16 protein-coding genes and 1 pseudogene are annotated in these 18,754 nt (G+C 61.9%); 8 read left to right on the top strand and 9 right to left on the bottom strand.

Features of this window, described 5'->3' with window-relative positions; all coding sequences use genetic code 11:
• Positions 1-54 precede the first annotated feature (54 nt).
• Positions 55-272 (top strand): annotated as a pseudogene (locus ACE3TQ_RS21595) (transposase); the annotation flags it as partial.
• Positions 273-429: 157 nt separating this feature from the next.
• Here the strand turns inward: ACE3TQ_RS21595 and ACE3TQ_RS21590 are convergent.
• The 9 genes from ACE3TQ_RS21590 to tssK form a co-directional block, all read right to left on the bottom strand.
• The gene (locus ACE3TQ_RS21590; protein WP_374584862.1) at positions 430-1,005 is read right to left on the bottom strand and encodes a hypothetical protein; all 576 of its coding nucleotides are present in this window, start codon (positions 1,003-1,005) and stop codon (positions 430-432) included.
• 137 nt (positions 1,006-1,142) lie between these two features.
• The gene (locus ACE3TQ_RS21585) at positions 1,143-1,880 is read right to left on the bottom strand and encodes a hypothetical protein (RefSeq protein ID WP_374584860.1); all 738 of its coding nucleotides are present in this window, start codon (positions 1,878-1,880) and stop codon (positions 1,143-1,145) included.
• Positions 1,880-4,597: a type VI secretion system Vgr family protein gene (locus ACE3TQ_RS21580; protein ID WP_374584858.1), complete on the bottom strand. Its 2,718-nt coding sequence runs from the start codon at positions 4,595-4,597 to the stop codon at positions 1,880-1,882. Before ACE3TQ_RS21580 ends, ACE3TQ_RS21585 begins: the two co-directional genes overlap by 1 nt.
• Positions 4,597-5,301, bottom strand: a complete 705-nt coding sequence (icmH, locus tag ACE3TQ_RS21575; RefSeq protein ID WP_374584857.1) for a type IVB secretion system protein IcmH/DotU — start codon at positions 5,299-5,301, stop codon at positions 4,597-4,599. Before icmH (ACE3TQ_RS21575) ends, ACE3TQ_RS21580 begins: the two co-directional genes overlap by 1 nt.
• Positions 5,302-5,313: 12 nt before the next feature.
• Positions 5,314-5,949, bottom strand: coding sequence for a hypothetical protein (locus ACE3TQ_RS21570; protein WP_374584855.1), 636 nt, complete (start codon positions 5,947-5,949; stop codon positions 5,314-5,316).
• Positions 5,939-6,952: a hypothetical protein gene (locus tag ACE3TQ_RS21565; RefSeq protein WP_374584853.1), complete on the bottom strand. Its 1,014-nt coding sequence runs from the start codon at positions 6,950-6,952 to the stop codon at positions 5,939-5,941. The genes ACE3TQ_RS21570 and ACE3TQ_RS21565 overlap by 11 nt, the downstream gene beginning before the upstream one ends.
• A complete protein-coding gene (locus ACE3TQ_RS21560; RefSeq protein WP_374584851.1) occupies positions 6,945-9,890 on the bottom strand; it encodes a type VI secretion system Vgr family protein in 2,946 nt (981 codons plus the stop codon). The genes ACE3TQ_RS21565 and ACE3TQ_RS21560 overlap by 8 nt, the downstream gene beginning before the upstream one ends.
• Positions 9,890-10,648 (bottom strand): type IVB secretion system protein IcmH/DotU, encoded by a 759-nt coding sequence (gene icmH, locus ACE3TQ_RS21555; RefSeq protein ID WP_374584849.1) that lies wholly within the window; start codon positions 10,646-10,648, stop codon positions 9,890-9,892. Before icmH (ACE3TQ_RS21555) ends, ACE3TQ_RS21560 begins: the two co-directional genes overlap by 1 nt.
• A gap of 11 nt (positions 10,649-10,659) precedes the next feature.
• The gene (gene tssK, locus ACE3TQ_RS21550; RefSeq protein ID WP_374584847.1) at positions 10,660-12,000 is read right to left on the bottom strand and encodes a type VI secretion system baseplate subunit TssK; all 1,341 of its coding nucleotides are present in this window, start codon (positions 11,998-12,000) and stop codon (positions 10,660-10,662) included.
• 205 nt (positions 12,001-12,205) lie between these two features.
• Here tssK and ACE3TQ_RS21545 point away from each other — a divergent pair, with 205 nt between their 5' ends.
• From ACE3TQ_RS21545 to tssG, 7 genes are read left to right on the top strand one after another with little or no spacing between them, the layout of a single operon-like run.
• Entirely contained in the window at positions 12,206-12,793 is a 588-nt protein-coding gene (locus ACE3TQ_RS21545; RefSeq protein WP_374584845.1) for a tetratricopeptide repeat protein, read from the top strand.
• Positions 12,794-12,819: 26 nt separating this feature from the next.
• Positions 12,820-13,323 carry a type VI secretion system contractile sheath small subunit gene (gene tssB, locus ACE3TQ_RS21540; protein ID WP_374584843.1) on the top strand — a complete coding sequence of 168 codons (504 nt, stop codon included), beginning with the start codon at positions 12,820-12,822 and terminating at the stop codon, positions 13,321-13,323.
• A 1-nt stretch (position 13,324) separates the two neighbouring features.
• Positions 13,325-14,806: a type VI secretion system contractile sheath large subunit gene (tssC, locus tag ACE3TQ_RS21535; protein WP_374584841.1), complete on the top strand. Its 1,482-nt coding sequence runs from the start codon at positions 13,325-13,327 to the stop codon at positions 14,804-14,806.
• A gap of 39 nt (positions 14,807-14,845) precedes the next feature.
• Positions 14,846-15,337 carry an Hcp family type VI secretion system effector gene (locus ACE3TQ_RS21530; protein ID WP_374584839.1) on the top strand — a complete coding sequence of 164 codons (492 nt, stop codon included), beginning with the start codon at positions 14,846-14,848 and terminating at the stop codon, positions 15,335-15,337.
• A 17-nt stretch (positions 15,338-15,354) separates the two neighbouring features.
• Positions 15,355-15,846 (top strand): type VI secretion system baseplate subunit TssE, encoded by a 492-nt coding sequence (gene tssE / locus ACE3TQ_RS21525; protein ID WP_374584865.1) that lies wholly within the window; start codon positions 15,355-15,357, stop codon positions 15,844-15,846.
• A gap of 1 nt (position 15,847) precedes the next feature.
• Positions 15,848-17,692: a type VI secretion system baseplate subunit TssF gene (gene tssF, locus ACE3TQ_RS21520; protein WP_374584837.1), complete on the top strand. Its 1,845-nt coding sequence runs from the start codon at positions 15,848-15,850 to the stop codon at positions 17,690-17,692.
• Positions 17,656-18,753, top strand: a complete 1,098-nt coding sequence (gene tssG, locus ACE3TQ_RS21515) for a type VI secretion system baseplate subunit TssG (protein WP_374584835.1) — start codon at positions 17,656-17,658, stop codon at positions 18,751-18,753. The genes tssF and tssG overlap by 37 nt, the downstream gene beginning before the upstream one ends.
• Position 18,754: the final 1 nt, after the last annotated feature.

Below are 18,754 nucleotides of genomic sequence, written 5' to 3'. Positions count from 1 at the left end.
ACGTGATGTCCTTTCTGTATTATCACCTGAGCAGGAATTCACTGGGTCATTACAGGCAAGCTGAAGCTGTTCTCTTTGCCGCCGAATTCGCCGAACCTGAATCCGGACGAGCAAGTATGGGCACACGTCAAACGCAAGGTGTCACGCAAGCTTGTCACTGATAAGGCCAATATGAAAAGCTTAGCGCTGGGCGCATTGCACAGTATTCAGAAGTTGCCCGACATGGTGAGAGATTTTTCAGGCAACCCGAATGCCAATATATTGCGATATGACGTTACTTACGGAAACGTTAGTATTCGCGTGTATCCGCACACGTTGCGCGTACCGCTTCGGCTTGGATGAAATCCGCCATAGAGCTACTGTACTCGAGAACAAATCGCTTGGGCTTGCCGGTTTTGAGCAGGTCGAGAAAGCGCGAAATGCTAATTGTCATTGATTGGACGTGATGTAAAGCATGTGGAAGCTCCTTGGGTAACCCTCACTTAAACTAGAAACATCGGGCCTAGCTTCAACTACAAGCACTGTCTTGCCACCATTCTGCCGGGAGAGAAATTCAAAAATATTCACTGTTGTGATCGATTCGTGTTCTCGCGTCTGCGAGTAAGCCCTTTGCAGGGTGAACTCTGAAAAAAATGTTTGCGGCAAATTCATGTCAAATACACCGAAAGGAAAATTTCTGGGCTGTACGTGCAGGACAGCGCTTACCCAAGGGCTCCCTGAACTCTTTCGAGTAAACCCTAAGCTGATTGACTTAAAATCGAAATTGCCTGCCTCGAAGGAAAGCGAAGTGCGGATTGGCTTTTGGGGATCTTTGGGCCAGAAAAACTCTCCTTTACCAAACAGAGAATCAGTCTCATCGAGTTGCTCCCCATTTTCGATCACCTTCCGCATTTTTTTTAAAATGGAATCCAAGTATGCGATTCGCTCCCGGGACATTGGCACTGTGGACGGAAGCTTCGTGGGATCGATATTGTCAAAATGATTATCAGGATTGGATTGACTCATGGTTATCTCTTTTGCCTTGCTCAATAGCAAGCGGTTTTCTGTATCTTGTTCATTAGATGTAGTGTAACGGCTAGCGAAAAAAGATCCAGTTGCTAGAATCGATAAGAGCAGAAGCAGTGTTATTTTCGTGGAAACTCTCATTTCGTGTTACCGAAGATGGGGTCTAACCGTCCGATGGGCGGTTTCCATGGTTTGCCTACAGGTGGGTGGTACTCTACTTCATTATGACCACTTTTTCTAAAGTTATGATGCCACATATATGGGTTGACTGCATACGCGATCGAGAATGATGCTACAGAGCTATTTTTCACCTTTCCGGACCCAGACGGAGTCGAGACACCTGCTTCGTCTAGAATTTCGCGTGCTGTCTCCGCGCAGGTGTCGTTGATATAAGCGGTATATTGTTGTTCACCTTCCAAAATTTCCTTCCGGGCGGAGTCGGTTTCTTCTTCAAGTGCTTTCCCTTGTTGGGGTGTTAGAGCAACCTTGAAGGCTTTAACGGTTTCCGTAATTGCATAATCGGGGGTTCCTGGCCTTGCGTTCATGTACCCATCTTTAATGATTGCGCCTCGATTGTAGCCATTTCTGCCGATCAGCTCGCCGTTGCCGAGCCAACCTGTCTTGCCAAGGCCGGCGGGACCAAAGCTGAAAACTTTTGTGATGATTTTGTTCTTTACAATGTAAAAAAACGCGTGACCATAGTCAATAGCTAGGTCATGAGTATTATCTTTAAATGCATCTGGTTTATTTACTTCGAATCCCACGACTAGGTAATAATCATCAAGCTCAATTTCTTTTCGAACCTTATTTTTTGGATCGGTTGTGGTTGAACGCCCAACTTCCACCCATCGTTTTTTAGAATCAGGTGAACTCATTATCCTTCGACCTCAATAACCAGCTCTACAGCTGAAACTGTACCAATAAGATGCGTGCGGCCCGATGCGTCTGTGGTTCCGTATTCGTACTCGCCAGACGGGTGTTTGATACGATAGTTGACATTTGCGAGTGGCTCTCCCGTGATCTTGTTCTTCAGAATAAATGCCTCGTCAAAGTATTTTGGTAATGTGTCGGGTAGCCTTTCCAAGTCCGCCGCTTTCTTCTGCCCTTTATCAAATGCGTGTTGCCCGCTCTTGACGGTGAAGTTCCCCGGGCAGGCGAAGGTGATGTTGCCGCCCTCGAGCGTGATCGAGGATTGGCCGGCGTGCAGAACAATCTTTTTGTTGGCCTTGATCTCGATGCCGTCGTTGACCGACAGGATCACCACTTCCTTGTCCGCCAGGATTTCCAGCTCGCCGGTATTGGCCTGCATGGTCACGTTGCCGTTGCCGGCAATAGCCTTCATGCCGCCTTCACGCACGAACATGGTGGCGGCGTTGGCGGCGACGCTGGAGTAGTTTTGGCCGGCGCTCAGGTGCAGGTCGGAGCCGCTGGTCCAGTGCAGTTGCTGGCCGGCGTAGAGCAGGGTGGAGGCGGGCGTGGCGAGGTTGATGCTGTCCACGCTGTCCATCACCGCGATGGCGCTGGCGAAGCGTTCCACCGGTTTGGCGGCGTCCAGGTCGCGCGCGCCATCCTGGGCGCGCTGGGCGCTGTGGCCGTTGACGGCGCCGCTGTATTTGCCGTCCTGTTTCGGGTCGATCTGCTTTTGCAGGTCTTGTTGCGCTTTGATGGACTCGGCGCCGAACAGGGCTTGCTGCTGCTTGGCGGTCTTGTACAGGGCGTCGGCCAGCTTTTCGCCAGCGCGCAGGCGCTGCAGGGCGTCGTCGGCTTCGAGCTGGGTGGACTGGATGCCGCTGCCGTGCGCTTTGCGGGCGCTGGTGGTCAGCAGCAGGCCTTCGCCGGAGCGCAGTACGGCCCAGGCGTCGGTGCGCAGTTCGAAGCCGGTGCCGCGGTGTTCGCCGCGGGTGGCGGAGTTGGGCGCCTGGTGCACCAGGTAGCCCAGGTTCAATTGGCTGGCGGCGGTGCTGCTGGCCAGGCGCATGCGCAGCTGGCTGCTGGTGTCGTCCAGCACCCATTGGTTGTAGCCGCTGTTGTCGAGCGCGTGGCTGTGGATGCCGGAGATCACCCCGGCGTGGTTGGCGCTGGAGTCGACGCCGGCGGAGAACGGCGGCTGGTCGCTGCCGGTGTAGAGCTGGGCGACCACGATCGGGCGGTCGATATCGCCTTCGATGAAGTCGACCAGCACTTCGGTGCCGATGCGCGGCGTGAACTGGCTGCCGAAATTGGGGCCGGCCAGCGCTTCGGCCACGCGTACCCAGGTGCCGGAGCTGTCGTCGCCGGGGGCGTTGCCCTGGGCGTCGGTGCTGTGGCCGGAGCCGCCGGGATTGGCGTTCGTGCCGCGCTGCCAGGGGAACTGGATGCGCACCTGCTGGTTGCGCTCCGTGGTGTTGGCGGCGCCGGGCAGGCCGACCACCAGGGCGGTTTGCGCGCCGAGGGCGGCGCCGCGCAGGCGCTGGGCGGTGGCGGCGGGCACCAGCGGCACGGCCGCGCGCATGCAGCCGAAGCGGTTGCGGTAGGTGCCGGGCGCTACGCCGGGGCCGGCTTTCAGCGCGGGCGTGAAGTTGTTGCGCGCTTCATGCTCCACCCACAGGGTGGTGAATTCGTCGCCCTCAAAGCGTTCGTGCGCGCTCAAGGCGAAATTGCTGCCGGCGGCCAGGCGGCGCGCCGAGCCTTCGCCGGTGAACAGCTTGTTGCCCAGTTCCAGCGCCTGCAGCATGAGCAGGCTGTGGCCGTCGGCGGCGCCGCTGGCGGTGTAGCTGCGTTCCTCGCTGCCGTCGTACACGGCCATGGCGGGCAGCGTGCCGGCGTCCAAGTTGCTGGACTGTTCGGCGGCGGGGGCGGCGACCTGCGCCGGGTCCCAGCTGGCGATGCTGACGGCATTGGGGGCGATGGCGCGGCGCGCGCTGAACTGGTCGATGGCGTCGTCCTTCTCCGTGGCGCGCACGCCGTGGAAGCGCAGCGCCTGCAGCGCGGGGCGCTTGGCCTGGCTGTCGAAGATGACGACGCGGTGGCGCGACTGGCCGTCCTGCGTGGCTGCTTCGTCCTGGTCGTGCTCGAAGCGCCAGTTCAGGCCTTCCGAGGCCAGGATGCGGCACAGGAATTCATAGTCGCTTTCGCGGTATTGGGTGCAGGTGGCGCGCGGCGCCAGTTCCTGGCTGATGTCGAAGTCGACCCGCACCTGCGGGTAGTCGGCCAGCACTTCCTGCACGATGTCGCGCACGGTCTTGTCCTGGAAGATGTAGCTGTCGCGGCGCAGGCGCAGCAGCGACAGCGCCGGTTCCAGGCGCAGGCGGTAGCGCGCTACGCCGCCGTCGGCGCCGAGCCAGCCGGCCTCGGTGCACAGGCCGTGCCATGCGCGGCGGCTGCCGTCCGGCTGCAGCAGGCGGATGGTCAGCTCTTCGCCGATGAAGGTCCCCAGGTCCAGGCTGGTGGAGGTGCTGAGTGCTTCGATGTCGAAGCAGAACAGCTCATTGACGCCTTCGCGCCCGCTGAAGCGTTCCGCCATCAGGCTTTCCGGCAAGCCCGATTCCTGCGCGCTGGAGAGCGTGAACAGGCGGCCGTGCTGGCTCAGGCCTGTGCCAAACAACGTGCGCATCACGGCAGGGTAATGGTGACGTGGGCCTGGCGCGGCGCCATGCGCACCACATCGTTATAGGCTTGCACCTGCTCTGCGGTGTGGCTGGAGAGCGAGGCGCGCAGGCCAATGTAGGCCAGGGCGGAAATCAGCGCGAACACGGAGCACAGCACCCACAGCGGCAGGTCGCTGCGCAGCTTGTGCATGACCTGGTCGGGGCGTTCGCCGTGCGGCGCGAAGCCGGGGCGGCGGCCTTTCATGTGGGCGATTTCGTCGCCCAGGCGGCTGGTCAGGTAGCCCAGCTTCTCCGAGCCTTCCAGGATGTAGCGGCCCTGGAAGCCGAGCAGCAGGCACATATGGAACACTTCCAGCGCTTCCACGTGCTCGCTGCCGCGCGTGCGCAGCGCTTCCAGGCGGTTGAAGAAGTTTTCGCCGGCCAGCTGGTCGCCGAACAGGGCCAGCTGCAGCGGCTTCAGTTCCCAGGCGTCGCGGATCGAGAATTGCGAGCGCAGGATGATCTCGTCCACCGCCGCGCAGAAGGCGTACTTGGCGGCGTCGATATCGTCGGCGGAGGCGCCTTTCTTGCGCGCGTTGCGGCCGAAGTCGTCCAGGAAGCGCGTCATGCGGGTCTGAAACTCCGCGTGGTCTTGCGGCGCGCTGCCGTTTTTCAGCATGAACAGGGCGTAGAAGCCGTCGTACATCAGGTCCAAGAGGCGATCAGGCAAAGGCTGTTCCAGTTAAGGGCCGCTTTCTTGCGCAGGAACGAGTTCCAACGAGCGAAAGTCATCGGAAAGGATTGCCGATGGCGCACCTCGCTTGCCTTGATAGGCCAGGAATTTGATAATGAGTTTTCCCTCCTGGATTGAGAAGCTCGAGTAATCATCCGGACCGTTCTCCATGTCAAACAAGAAGGTTGAATCGAGGCAACTGCCTATATTGAACCTTCCTATCACCTTGTAGGGCCATTTCGCAACATTGACTGCAATGAGGTAGAGCTCATAACCGGCACCACATTGGCCGCCCCCGTTGCCTCCTGTGCTTCTAGTCGCAGTGTTTAGCAGAAGAACTCCGCGCGACTCGTAAGGCTGCAGCTCCAAGGGAAGAAACCTTATATATTCGACCATGTCGACGAGTTCCGGCTCGTACCCCTTTTTGATCGTTTCAATCCTTAAGTTCTGGCCTTTCGCGGAAAGGAAAACTGCTCGCTTTGCGGTATCGTAATGCAGTTTGAAAGTTTTACCGGCAAAGCATATTGCCTTGTTGGCTGGTATTGTCGCTACAGGCTCTGTTTTGCACCTACTATGTTTGGCCTCAGCTGCGAAAGCTGGCGTGGTAGCTAGCCAAGCTAAAAATATAAAGGTTCTAATTTGCATTTTTGATATGTTCTGCATAGCATCGCCCAGTGTATTTGGGTTTTAAGGTCTCTGATTCACGTAGCTTTTCGACGGTCTTGTCGGCAGACTTTAATCCAGTGACCTTCCATCCTTTGTTCGACTCGTCCGGGTCACAAACGACTTCATCATTAATGACCCATTTCTTATCTTTCGAGTTCCAAATGTAATAGTGATCCCGGGCACCGTTGTAATAGACTAAAGTCTCAGTATCCAAATGTTCGTCAGTGTAAGGCTTGTGCTTTGATAGATAGTCTTTTGCAAATCCCCGCTTCTCGACGATAACGGTTTTAACAATGTATTTGACATGCTCCTTCCAGTTCCATACCTCTTCGTAGCTCGGGACAGGCTTGGTTGCTTGCCCCAGACCGTAACCATTGTCGAATGACACCAATGGTGCCTCGTCGGAATAAAAATGGCGGAAACGCGATTCTTGTTTGAAAATTCGCTTGGCTAGGCTTACTTCGGCAGCGTGTGTGCCGGTGAGTTTTTCGAGCTCCGTTATGACCTTGGCCTCACCAGGTTCTTTTGCCAAAATTGTGACCTTGCGCTTGAAGGTCGTGGTGCCGGCTTTGACGACAACAGATAAATCTCCCCCAATCACTTGAGAGTTGAGGTCTGCCGTCCATTTTTTATTTTCCGAAGTGTGTTTTCCTTTGGCCTGATAAGTCTTGGCGGTTAGCGCACTAAATCGCTTCTTGCCAGGTTTTTGTGGGCACGCCTGTACCACCCATTTGATTACCCAGCTCCATTCGTAGGGGCCAGGTTCCTCAGTCTTAATCTCAAAATCGATGGTCGGGAACGTCGCCTCGTCATCGATATAGAATACGGCGCAGCTCTCTGGCGAAACCCATTCGCCTTTATTCAAATTGACTTCACATTTCACAACGGAGCCGCTGACTTTGTTAGTCGTGCCTGCGTTCTCTGCCTTTGCTGCGGGCTTCGAAGGCTTCATTGGAGCGGCGCCAGTTTTTTGTTCACTCATAGATTTCACCTACTTCATGTTCGTCGTCGAATACTTCAACGTTTAGTTTTTCAGGGGTATTGGTTTGCACACGTTCCGTATAGCCTTGTGCGTCCGAAGTCCCGTCGAAGACCAAGCCGCTTTGTGAAATGATTCGATAGCGTGTATATGCTAATGGCCTATCGGTGCCTGCTTGGACCAAGCGAAATTGCTCATCGTATGTTTCAGCAAATTCGTCTTCGTCGTCAAAAATTTCAATTTGAAGGGACTCTGACTTGTCGGTTCTAACTCGTTCGGTAAATCCCTGTGCGTCGGACCAGCCCTCGAATACCAGACCGCTGGCAGATGTAATTCTGTAGCGTGTACTTGGCAATGGACGGTCAGTTCCTGCCTGCACTAATTGGAATTGCTCGTCAAAGACATCGACGCGTGTATCCGGTAATTTTGAAAAGGTGGCAGGTATATAGTTACCACTGTGGAAGTCGTGTTTGCCCGACTTGACGGTGAAATTCCCCGGGCAGGCGAAGGTGATGTTGCCGCCTTCGAGCGTGATCGAGGATTGGCCAGCATGCAGCACGATTTTCTTGCTGGCCTTGATCTCGATGCCGTCGTTGACCGACAGGATCACCACTTCCTTGTCCGCCAGGATTTCCAGCTCGCCGGTATTGGCCTGCATGGTCACGTTGCCGTTGCCGGCAATAGCCTTCATGCCGCCTTCACGCACGAACATGGTGGCGGCGTTGGCGGCGACGCTGGAGTAGTTTTGGCCGGCGCTCAGGTGCAGGTCGGAGCCGCTGGTCCAGTGCAGTTGCTGGCCGGCGTAGAGCAGGGTGGAGGCGGGCGTGGCGAGGTTGATGCTGTCCACGCTGTCCATCACCGCGATGGCGCTGGCGAAGCGTTCCACCGGTTTGGCGGCGTCCAGGTCGCGCGCGCCATCCTGGGCGCGCTGGGCGCTGTGGCCGTTGACGGCGCCGCTGTATTTGCCGTCCTGTTTCGGGTCGATCTGCTTTTGCAGGTCTTGTTGCGCTTTGATGGACTCGGCGCCGAACAGGGCTTGCTGCTGCTTGGCGGTCTTGTACAGGGCGTCGGCCAGCTTTTCGCCAGCGCGCAGGCGCTGCAGGGCGTCGTCGGCTTCGAGCTGGGTGGACTGGATGCCGCTGCCGTGCGCTTTGCGGGCGCTGGTGGTCAGCAGCAGGCCTTCGCCGGAGCGCAGTACGGCCCAGGCGTCGGTGCGCAGTTCGAAGCCGGTGCCGCGGTGTTCGCCGCGGGTGGCGGAGTTGGGCGCCTGGTGCACCAGGTAGCCCAGGTTCAATTGGCTGGCGGCGGTGCTGCTGGCCAGGCGCATGCGCAGCTGGCTGCTGGTGTCGTCCAGCACCCATTGGTTGTAGCCGCTGTTGTCGAGCGCGTGGCTGTGGATGCCGGAGATCACCCCGGCGTGGTTGGCGCTGGAGTCGACGCCGGCGGAGAACGGCGGCTGGTCGCTGCCGGTGTAGAGCTGGGCGACCACGATCGGGCGGTCGATATCGCCTTCGATGAAGTCGACCAGCACTTCGGTGCCGATGCGCGGCGTGAACTGGCTGCCGAAATTGGGGCCGGCCAGCGCTTCGGCCACGCGTACCCAGGTGCCGGAGCTGTCGTCGCCGGGGGCGTTGCCCTGGGCGTCGGTGCTGTGGCCGGAGCCGCCGGGATTGGCGTTCGTGCCGCGCTGCCAGGGGAACTGGATGCGCACCTGCTGGTTGCGCTCCGTGGTGTTGGCGGCGCCGGGCAGGCCGACCACCAGGGCGGTTTGCGCGCCGAGGGCGGCGCCGCGCAGGCGCTGGGCGGTGGCGGCGGGCACCAGCGGCACGGCCGCGCGCATGCAGCCGAAGCGGTTGCGGTAGGTGCCGGGCGCTACGCCGGGGCCGGCTTTCAGCGCGGGCGTGAAGTTGTTGCGCGCTTCATGCTCCACCCACAGGGTGGTGAATTCGTCGCCCTCAAAGCGTTCGTGCGCGCTCAAGGCGAAATTGCTGCCGGCGGCCAGGCGGCGCGCCGAGCCTTCGCCGGTGAACAGCTTGTTGCCCAGTTCCAGCGCCTGCAGCATGAGCAGGCTGTGGCCGTCGGCGGCGCCGCTGGCGGTGTAGCTGCGTTCCTCGCTGCCGTCGTACACGGCCATGGCGGGCAGCGTGCCGGCGTCCAAGTTGCTGGACTGTTCGGCGGCGGGGGCGGCGACCTGCGCCGGGTCCCAGCTGGCGATGCTGACGGCATTGGGGGCGATGGCGCGGCGCGCGCTGAACTGGTCGATGGCGTCGTCCTTCTCCGTGGCGCGCACGCCGTGGAAGCGCAGCGCCTGCAGCGCGGGGCGCTTGGCCTGGCTGTCGAAGATGACGACGCGGTGGCGCGACTGGCCGTCCTGCGTGGCTGCTTCGTCCTGGTCGTGCTCGAAGCGCCAGTTCAGGCCTTCCGAGGCCAGGATGCGGCACAGGAATTCATAGTCGCTTTCGCGGTATTGGGTGCAGGTGGCGCGCGGCGCCAGTTCCTGGCTGATGTCGAAGTCGACCCGCACCTGCGGGTAGTCGGCCAGCACTTCCTGCACGATGTCGCGCACGGTCTTGTCCTGGAAGATGTAGCTGTCGCGGCGCAGGCGCAGCAGCGACAGCGCCGGTTCCAGGCGCAGGCGGTAGCGCGCTACGCCGCCGTCGGCGCCGAGCCAGCCGGCCTCGGTGCACAGGCCGTGCCATGCGCGGCGGCTGCCGTCCGGCTGCAGCAGGCGGATGGTCAGCTCTTCGCCGATGAAGGTCCCCAGGTCCAGGCTGGTGGAGGTGCTGAGTGCTTCGATGTCGAAGCAGAACAGCTCATTGACGCCTTCGCGCCCGCTGAAGCGTTCCGCCATCAGGCTTTCCGGCAAGCCCGATTCCTGCGCGCTGGAGAGCGTGAACAGGCGGCCGTGCTGGCTCAGGCCTGTGCCAAACAACGTGCGCATCACGGCAGGGTAATGGTGACGTGGGCCTGGCGCGGCGCCATGCGCACCACATCGTTATAGGCTTGCACCTGCTCTGCGGTGTGGCTGGAGAGCGAGGCGCGCAGGCCAATGTAGGCCAGGGCGGAAATCAGCGCGAACACGGAGCACAGCACCCACAGCGGCAGGTCGCTGCGCAGCTTGTGCATGACCTGGTCGGGGCGTTCGCCGTGCGGCGCGAAGCCGGGGCGGCGGCCTTTCATGTGGGCGATTTCGTCGCCCAGGCGGCTGGTCAGGTAGCCCAGCTTCTCCGAGCCTTCCAGGATGTAGCGGCCCTGGAAGCCGAGCAGCAGGCACATATGGAACACTTCCAGCGCTTCCACGTGCTCGCTGCCGCGCGTGCGCAGCGCTTCCAGGCGGTTGAAGAAGTTTTCGCCGGCCAGCTGGTCGCCGAACAGGGCCAGCTGCAGCGGCTTCAGTTCCCAGGCGTCGCGGATCGAGAATTGCGAGCGCAGGATGATCTCGTCCACCGCCGCGCAGAAGGCGTACTTGGCGGCGTCGATATCGTCGGCGGAGGCGCCTTTCTTGCGCGCGTTGCGGCCGAAGTCGTCCAGGAAGCGCGTCATGCGGGTCTGAAACTCCGCGTGGTCTTGCGGCGCGCTGCCGTTTTTCAGCATGAACAGGGCGTAGAAGCCGTCGTACATCAGGTCCAGCAGGGTGGCCGCGGCGGCCGGTGCGGTGTTGGTTTCGGCGATCAGGGATGGCGGTGCAATGGTATTCATGGTCGTACGGATCAGGAGTTCACGGCAATCAGTTCAAGGCGCAGCTCGCGCATACCGGCGGGCGCGTAAATCTCAATCGATTGGGCTTGCAGCATGCGTTCGTACAGCGGGCCTTTGGCGTCGAGCACGAAGTAGCAGGTGTCTGGGCGCACCGGCACGGCGGCCGGCACTTGCGGCGCGTGCGACAGGCGCACGCCCGGCATGGCGGACAGCACGAATTTCTCGACGTCGTCGGGGGCGCCGACCTTGAAGCGCAGCGGCACCACTTCCACCAGCTCCACCTGCGGCATTTCGGCCGACACGGCCAGGTAGAAGGTGGTGTTGGCGTCGATCTTGCCCGAGTCGAGCATGCCGCGATGGTGCGCCGGTTTCGGCTGCGACAGGGCGATGGCGAAGTAGCGCGACGAAATCACGGTGTCCAGCAGTTCGCGCACGATCATGTACAGCTGCGCGAAGGCGGGGCCGGGGTCGTCGTGGCGGTAGGGCGGCAGGTCCGACAGCGACCAGCTGCGCGAGTACGTCATCAGCGCCCCGGCCAGCGACAGCAGCTGCTCATACAGGCGTTCCGGGTGCAGTTCGGGATTGTGGTAGTAGTGCGACAGCGAGGCGAACGCGGTGCTGGCGGTGTGCAGCAGCCAGAAGGTGGACATGTCGCCGCTGCGGAATTCGATCACGTTGCGGCTTGGCTCGCGGTGGTGGCCGTACAGCGCGTTGACCTTGGCCTGCAGCGCGTCCAGCAGGCGGCGCAGCTGCAGGAACAGCGGCTGCGCGCTGCGGATGGTCAGGCAGGGCGGCACGAAACCGGGGTCGAGCTCGAAGCCGCCGGTCGACAGGCGGCGCAGGCGCAGCAGCGGCAGCGTCACATAGCCTTCGCGCGGTTCGGCGTCCGACACCAGGCGCAGCGATTTTTTCAGGAAGGCCAGTTCGGCTTGCGCGGCCTGCGTGAACAGGTCGGGCGTTTCCGCGTTCGCCTGCGCAAAGCGGGCGCCGTTGGCGGCCTGGCCGGCCTGCGCGAAGTTGCCGCCGAAATGTTTGAACACGGGCAGGGCGGCGTACCAGGTGACGCTGTGCTGCGACTGCGCCAGCTGGCCCAGGTCGATCGCTTCCGGCAGGTTGTCGCTGGCCGGCGCGTCCACCAGCTCACCGTCCGGCAGCACCAGTGCCAGGTCGAGCAGGCGCAGGGTGTTGTGCGCCAGCGCGTCCATATCGACCGCCAGCCGGTCGACGCCCCAGGCGTACGGATGCACAGCCTTTACGCTGCGATGCACACGGTATTCGTGGTAGCGGTCTTGCTGCTGGAAATGCTGGGGTCGCAAGAACAAGCCTTCGCCCCATAACACTTTGCTGGCCATCTGTGATCCTTCTGATAATTGTTTTCTGGTAAGTGCCAGAACAATAACACTTCCGCAAAAAGCCTGTATTGAAAGGCTCAATCGTGCGCGGGGGTGTGGAAATTGGAGAGATTCAATTGTGCGCAGGTAATATTTTTCTTCTGATAACGTTCGTTTGGCGCAACTATTGTAAAAAAGCTATTTGTCCGTCCCTACGAGGTTAGTTATGAAGAAAATCACTGTTATCAGCCGTATCTTGTGCATCGCAGCAATCGCTGCTTCCCTGTCTGCCTGCCAGACCTTGGATGCGCCGAAAGTCGCGTTGCCGGTCAAACCGAAGCTGGAGGATTTGCTGGCCAAAGCCAGCGAAGCCAAGTCGGCGGGTAAGGCGGAGCAGGCCATCACGCTGTGGAAGGAGACTGCACAAGCCTTCCCAGCCGATAAGCAGCCGTGGGTGAATATCGCCCAGGCTCGTTACGACGCCGGCCAGTATGGCGAGGCGATTGTCGCAGCGCAGGAAATCCTGGTGCGCGACCCTTCCGACCAGCTGGCGAACAGCATCATCGCCATTTCCGGCCTGCGCCTGTCGACCCGCGCGCTGGCTGACCTGAGCCGCCAGAACAACCTGTCCGGCAACATCCGCACCGAATCGCAAGACCTGGCCAAGCTGCTGCGCGAGAGCCTGGGCGAGAGCGTGCTGGTACCAACCGCGGAAAAGCCGGCCAAGGCGCCGGCCAAGACCGCGGCCCGCAAGGCGCCGGCCAAAGCCAGTGCATCCACCCCAAGCGCCGATCCGTTCGGCGCGCTGAAATAACCCACTAGTCCAAACAAGGAGAAGCCATGTCCAAGAGCGAAAGCGTCCAGAAGCGCCTGCAGAAAATCCGTCCACCGCGGGTCCAGATGACCTATGACGTGGAAATCGGCGACGCGATCGAAAACAAGGAGCTGCCCTTCGTGATGGGTGTTGTCGGCGATTTCGGCGGCAATTCCGAGGTGGAGCAAAAGCGCCTGAAGGAGCGCAAGTTCGTCAATATCGACCGCGACAACTTCGACGAGGTGCTGAAAGGCGTGGAGCCGCGCGCCACCTTCCGCGTGCCGAATGAACTGGGCGGCGAAGGCCAGTTCGGCGTCGACCTGAAGTTCAAGGCCATGTCCGACTTCCGTCCCGAGTCCATCGTGCAGCAGGTGGAGCCGCTGCGCCAGCTGCTGGAGGCGCGCAACAAGCTGGCCGACCTGCGCAACAAGCTGGCCGGCAACGACAAGCTGGAAGACCTGCTGAACGACGTGCTGCGCAGCACCGAGAAACTGGCCGAGCTGGGCCAACCTGCCGCAAAAGGAGAGTGATATGTCGGCCCAACTGAACGCCGGCGGTGCGCTGGCCACCGCGGAACACAGCCTGCTGGACCAGATCGTCGAGCAGAGCAAGGTCGCCAAATCGACCACCGAGCATGCGCGTGCGCGCGACATCATCGCCGAGCTGGCGCAGCAGGTCATGGCCGGCACCGTGGTGGTGTCGGACAACCTGGCCGCCACCATCGACGCCCGCGTGGCGGAGCTGGACCGCCTGATCTCGTCGCAGCTGTCGGCCATCATGCACGCGCCGGAATTCCAGAAGCTGGAAAGCAGCTGGACCGGCATGCATTACCTGGTGAAGAACAGCGCCACCGGCACCAACCTGAAGATCAAGATGCTGAACGCGACCAAGAAGGAGCTGGTCAAGGACTTCCAGGGCGCGCTGGAGTTCGACCAGAGCGCCATGTTCCGCAAGGTGTACGAGGAGGAATTCGGCACCTTCGGCGGCGCCCCGTTCGGCGCCCTGATCGGCGACTTCGAGATCACCCGCCAGCCGGAAGACATGTACTTCATCGAGCAGATGTCGCACGTGGCGGCGGCGGCGCACGCGCCGTTCATCAGCTCCGCCTCGCCCGAGCTGTTCGGCCTGGAGACCTACGCCGACCTGGGCAAGCCGCGCGACCTGTCGAAGGTGTTCGACACCGTGGAATATGCCAAGTGGAAGTCGTTCCGCGACTCGGAAGACTCGCGCTACGTCGGCCTGACCCTGCCGCGCTTCCTGGGCCGCCTGCCGTTCAACCCGGCCGACGGCGCCACCGTGGAAGGCTTCAATTTCGTCGAGGACGTGGACGGCACCGACCACCACAAATACCTGTGGTGCAACGCCGCCTACGCCTTCGGCGCGCGCCTGACGCGCGCCTTCGAGGACTTCGGCTGGTGCGCCGCGATCCGCGGCGTGGAAGGCGGCGGCCTGGTGGAAGACCTGCCGACCCACACCTTTAAAACCGATGAAGGCGAAGTGGCGCTCAAGTGCCCGACCGAAATCGCCATTACCGATCGCCGCGAGAAGGAGCTGAGCGACCTTGGCTTCATCTCGCTGGTGCATTGCAAGAACACCGACTACGCGGCCTTCTTCGGCGCGCAGTCGGCGCAGAAAGCACGTAAGTACAACACTGACGCTGCCAATGCAAACGCCGTGCTGTCGGCCCAGCTGCAGTACATCTTCGCCGTGTCGCGCATCGCCCATTACATGAAGGCCATGATGCGCGACAAGATCGGCAGCTTCGCCGCTGCCTCCAACGTCGAGGATTACCTGAATCGCTGGCTGACCCAGTACGTGCTGTTGGACGACAACGCCAGCCAGGAGCAAAAAGCGCAGTTCCCGCTGCGCGAAGCCAGCGTACAAGTGTCGGAAGTGCCGGGCCGTCCCGGCGTGTATCGCGCCGTGTCCTTCCTGCGCCCGCACTTCCAGCTCGACGAGCTGTCCGTTTCACTCCGTTTGGTCGCGGAGCTGCCGCAATCGACCAAGTCGTAATTTTTATTTTTTATTTTCTCCGAAACAGAAAGGAATACCATGGCAATCGACGTCTATCTGCAAATCGACGGTATCAAAGGCGAGTCCACCGATACCGCCCACAAGGACTGGATCGAAGTCAAGTCCGTCCAGTGGGAAGTGCTGCAGCCTAAGTCTGCCACCGCATCGACCGGCGGCGGCCACACTGCGGAACGCACCGAGCACCGCGACATCGTGATCAGCAAACTGGCCGACCTGTCGTCGCCGCTGCTGCTGCAGAATTGCTCCTCCGGCAAAACCCTGCCGAAAGCAAAACTGGAATTCATGCGTGCCGACGGCCAGGGCGACCGCGTCAAGTACTTCGAAATCGAACTGGAAAACGTGCTGATCTCCAGCGTCGCTCCAGAAGTACGCCAGGGCGACATCCTGGGCGAAGACGTAGCGCTGAAGTACTCCAAAGTGAAGTGGAAGTACACCCAGCAGAAAGTCAACGGCGGCACCGGCGGCAACACCTCCGGCGGCTGGGACCTGTCGTCCAATAAGGTCGTTTAAGAGGCAAGCAGATGACGGTGAGGGGATTCACGCCGGGGCTGATGGACCGGCTGCTGCTGCCCGGCGACCCTGGCGCCGGCAGCGGCGCTGTCCACAGGATGTCGCTGGAGGAGATGAAAGACTCCGTGGCGCGCGACCTGGAGGCCCTGCTGAACACCCGTACCGTCATCCCTGAGCACCTGCTCAAACGCTTTCCTGAGTGCGGTCGCTCCATCATCAGCTACGGGCTGAACGACTTTGCCGGCATGTCGCTGGCCAGTCCGGACGACCGCGCCGCCATTTGCCAGGGGCTGGAGCGTGCCATCGCACGGCACGAGCCGCGCCTGCGCAATGTGCGGGCTACGCTGGAGATGAGCGAGGGCGGCATCGACCGCCTGAATTTCGCCATCACGGCGCTGCTGGTGCTGCATGCGGCGCAGGAGCCGGTCAATTTCGACGCGGTGCTGCAGCCATCCAGCCTGCATTACACGATTAGCAAGGCACGCCGCGCGGCGCTGCCGGGAGCTTGATTTGGAAGAGTTACTGCCGTACTACGAGCGCGAACTGGGCTTTTTGCGGCGCTATGCGCGCGAGTTTGCCGAGCGCTACCCCAAGATTGCGGGCCGCCTGCTGATCGGCGGCGAGGTCTGCGAGGACCCGCATATCGAACGCATGATCCAGTCCTTCGCGCTGCTCAATTCGCGCGTGTCGAAGCGGCTGGACGACGATTACCCCGAATTCACCGAAGCACTGTTCGAAGTGCTTTATCCGCATTATCTGCGGCCTTTCCCATCGTGCTCGATCGCGCGCATGGACTACGCCGCCACCGCCGCCCAGTTGACCGCCGCCAGCGAAATCGCGCGCGGCACGGAGCTGAACACGCGCCCGGTCAACGGCGTGGCCTGTACTTTCCGCACCGCCTACCCGGTGACCATCGCGCCGCTGGACCTGACCCGCGCCTCCTTCACGGCCGCCCTGGTGGCGCCGGAAGCGGTGCAGCTGCCGCCGGGCGCCGGCGCCGGCCTGTCGATCGGCATCGAGTCGCTGTCCGAGCAGGTCGCCTTGCCGGCCATGGGCGTCGCCAGCCTGCGCGTCTTCATCGACGGCGAACCGTCGTTCTGCGCCGCGCTGCGCGATGCGCTGTTCATGCGCAGCGCCAAGGCGTGGGTCGAATGCGACGGCAACGGGCGCTGGCTGCCGCTGGCGCGCATCCCGGTGGCCGCCGCCGGTTTCGAGGAAGACGACGCGCTGATCGATTTCTCGGCGCGCTCGCACCAGGCCTACCGCCTGCTGACCGAGTACTTCTGCTTCCCGGAAAAGTTCAACTTCTTCGACATCGACCTGGCCGCCCTGTGCGCCCTGGCGCCGGCCGGCTGCAAGCGCCTGACGCTGCATATCGCCATGAGCGGCCTGCGTCCCGATTCGCATACGGCGCGCATGCTGGCCACGCTCAACACCAACAACCTGCTGCTGGGCTGCACGCCGGTGGTCAACCTGTTCCGCCAGCGCGGCGAACCAATCCGCATCACGCATACGGCCGCCAGCTACCCGGTGCTGGCCGACGCCCGCCGCGCCTATGCCTACGAGGTGGTCGCCATCGACGCCGTGCGCATGGTGCGCCAGACGCCGCAGGGCGAATCGATCGTTGAGTTCCGTCCTTTCTACTCGCTGCGCCATGGCGAAACGCCGGAAAAGCACGGCCATTACTGGGTCATGCGGCGCGACGAGCAGATGGCGCAGAAAAGCCCCGGTTACGAGACCGAGATCACCATCGTCGATATCGACTTCGACCCGGCGGCGGTGGAAACCGACACCCTGAGCCTGCAGCTGACCTGCACCAACCGCGATTTGCCGGCCTCGCTGGCCTACGGCCTGCGCGGCGGCGACCTGTTCCTGGAGGGCGGCTCCAGCGTGCGCAGCATCAGCTTCCTGCGCAAGCCGACGCCGTCGCAGCGCTTCGAGCGCGGGCACGGCGCGCACTGGCGCCTGGTGTCGCACCTGTCGCTGAACCATCTGTCGCTGTCGGGCGGCGGCCTGGAGGCGTTCCAGGAAATGCTGGCCCTGTACGACCTGCCACGCTCGGCGTCCACCCAGCGCCAGATCCAGGGCCTGCAGGCCGTGGCCTACAAGCCGGCCAATGCCTGGCTGCCCGGCAACCCGTTCGCCTGCGTGGTGCGCGGTATGGAAGTGCGCCTGACGGTCGATGAGGAAGCCTTCGTCGGCAGCGGCATCCATGCCTTCGCCCAGCTGATCGAACGCTTCCTGGGCCTGTATGTGCATGCCAACAGTTTCACGCAACTGGTCGTCGTGGCCGAACGGACAGGGGAGGAGCTGCTGCGATGCAAACCGCGAAGCGGCGATTTGAGCCTGCTGTAATCGAGCGCCTGTTCGCCGAGCCGTTCCGCTTCCAGTTCTTCCAGGCGGTGCGCATGGTCGAACTGTGGCTGCGCCGCCACGGCGTGGCGCAGGAGGGGGCGGTGGCCAACTTCATGCGCTTCCAGAACCCGCTGACGCTGCGCTTCCCGGCCAGCCAGATCGAGGCGTTGCGCGCCGAGCCGCGCGAAATCCTGCCGACCGCGCCCGCGCTGGGCGAAGCGCTGCTCGGCAAGCAGCTGCGCTACCTGCGCATGACGCCCAATTTCATGGGCTTCCTGGGCAGCGCGGGCGCTTTGCCGGCCCACTACACGGAAGCCATCGCGGCGCACCAGCTGTACGAAAAGGACGAAGGCCCGCGCGCCTTCCTCGACGTCTTCTCCACGCGTTCGCTGTCGCTGTTCTACGAGGCCTGGCGCAAATACCGTCTCGAGCTGAAATACCAGGTCGACGGCCAGGACCGCTTCCTGCCGCTGCTGCTGGCACTCGGCGGGCTGGGCGCCAAAGGACTGACCCATCGCCTGGGCGCCGATGCGCACGGCGCGGCCGGGCATGGCGCGGTGCGCGACGAATCGCTGGCCTTTTTCGCCACGGCGCTGCGCCAGCGTCCGGCCTCCGCCTCCACCATGGCGCGCGTGCTGGGCGAGTATTTCCGCGTGCAGGTGGCGGCCACGCAGTTTGTCGGCTGCTGGTGCGAGGTGCCGCGCGAGCAGCAGACCATGCTGGGCGGCGCATCGGCGCAGCTGGGCGCGACCGCCATGGCCGGTTCGCGCGTGTGGCAGCGCGACTTGCGCATGCGCCTGACCATCGGCCCGCTGCGGCGCGCCGACTTCGACTCCTTCCTGCCGGGCGGCAGCGCGGCACTGGCGCTGGACAAACTGCTGTCCATGTTCACCGGCGTCACGCTGGAATACGAGATTTGCCTGGTGCTGCGCGCGCAGGACGTCGACGGCGCGGCGCTGGGCGTCGGCGCGCGCCTGGGCTGGGACAGTTTCATGCAGGACGGCGGCGCCGGCGAGGACCGCGCCGATGTCCGCTACTTCATCCACGGATTAACGAGTTAAT

The sequence above is a fragment of the Pseudoduganella sp. genome (genome assembly GCF_041914865.1).
In the GTDB taxonomy this organism is placed as follows: domain Bacteria; phylum Pseudomonadota; class Gammaproteobacteria; order Burkholderiales; family Burkholderiaceae_D; genus Rugamonas.
The sequence above is the reverse complement of the archived record's forward strand: the minus strand, read 5'-3'. Positions and strand labels throughout refer to the sequence as shown.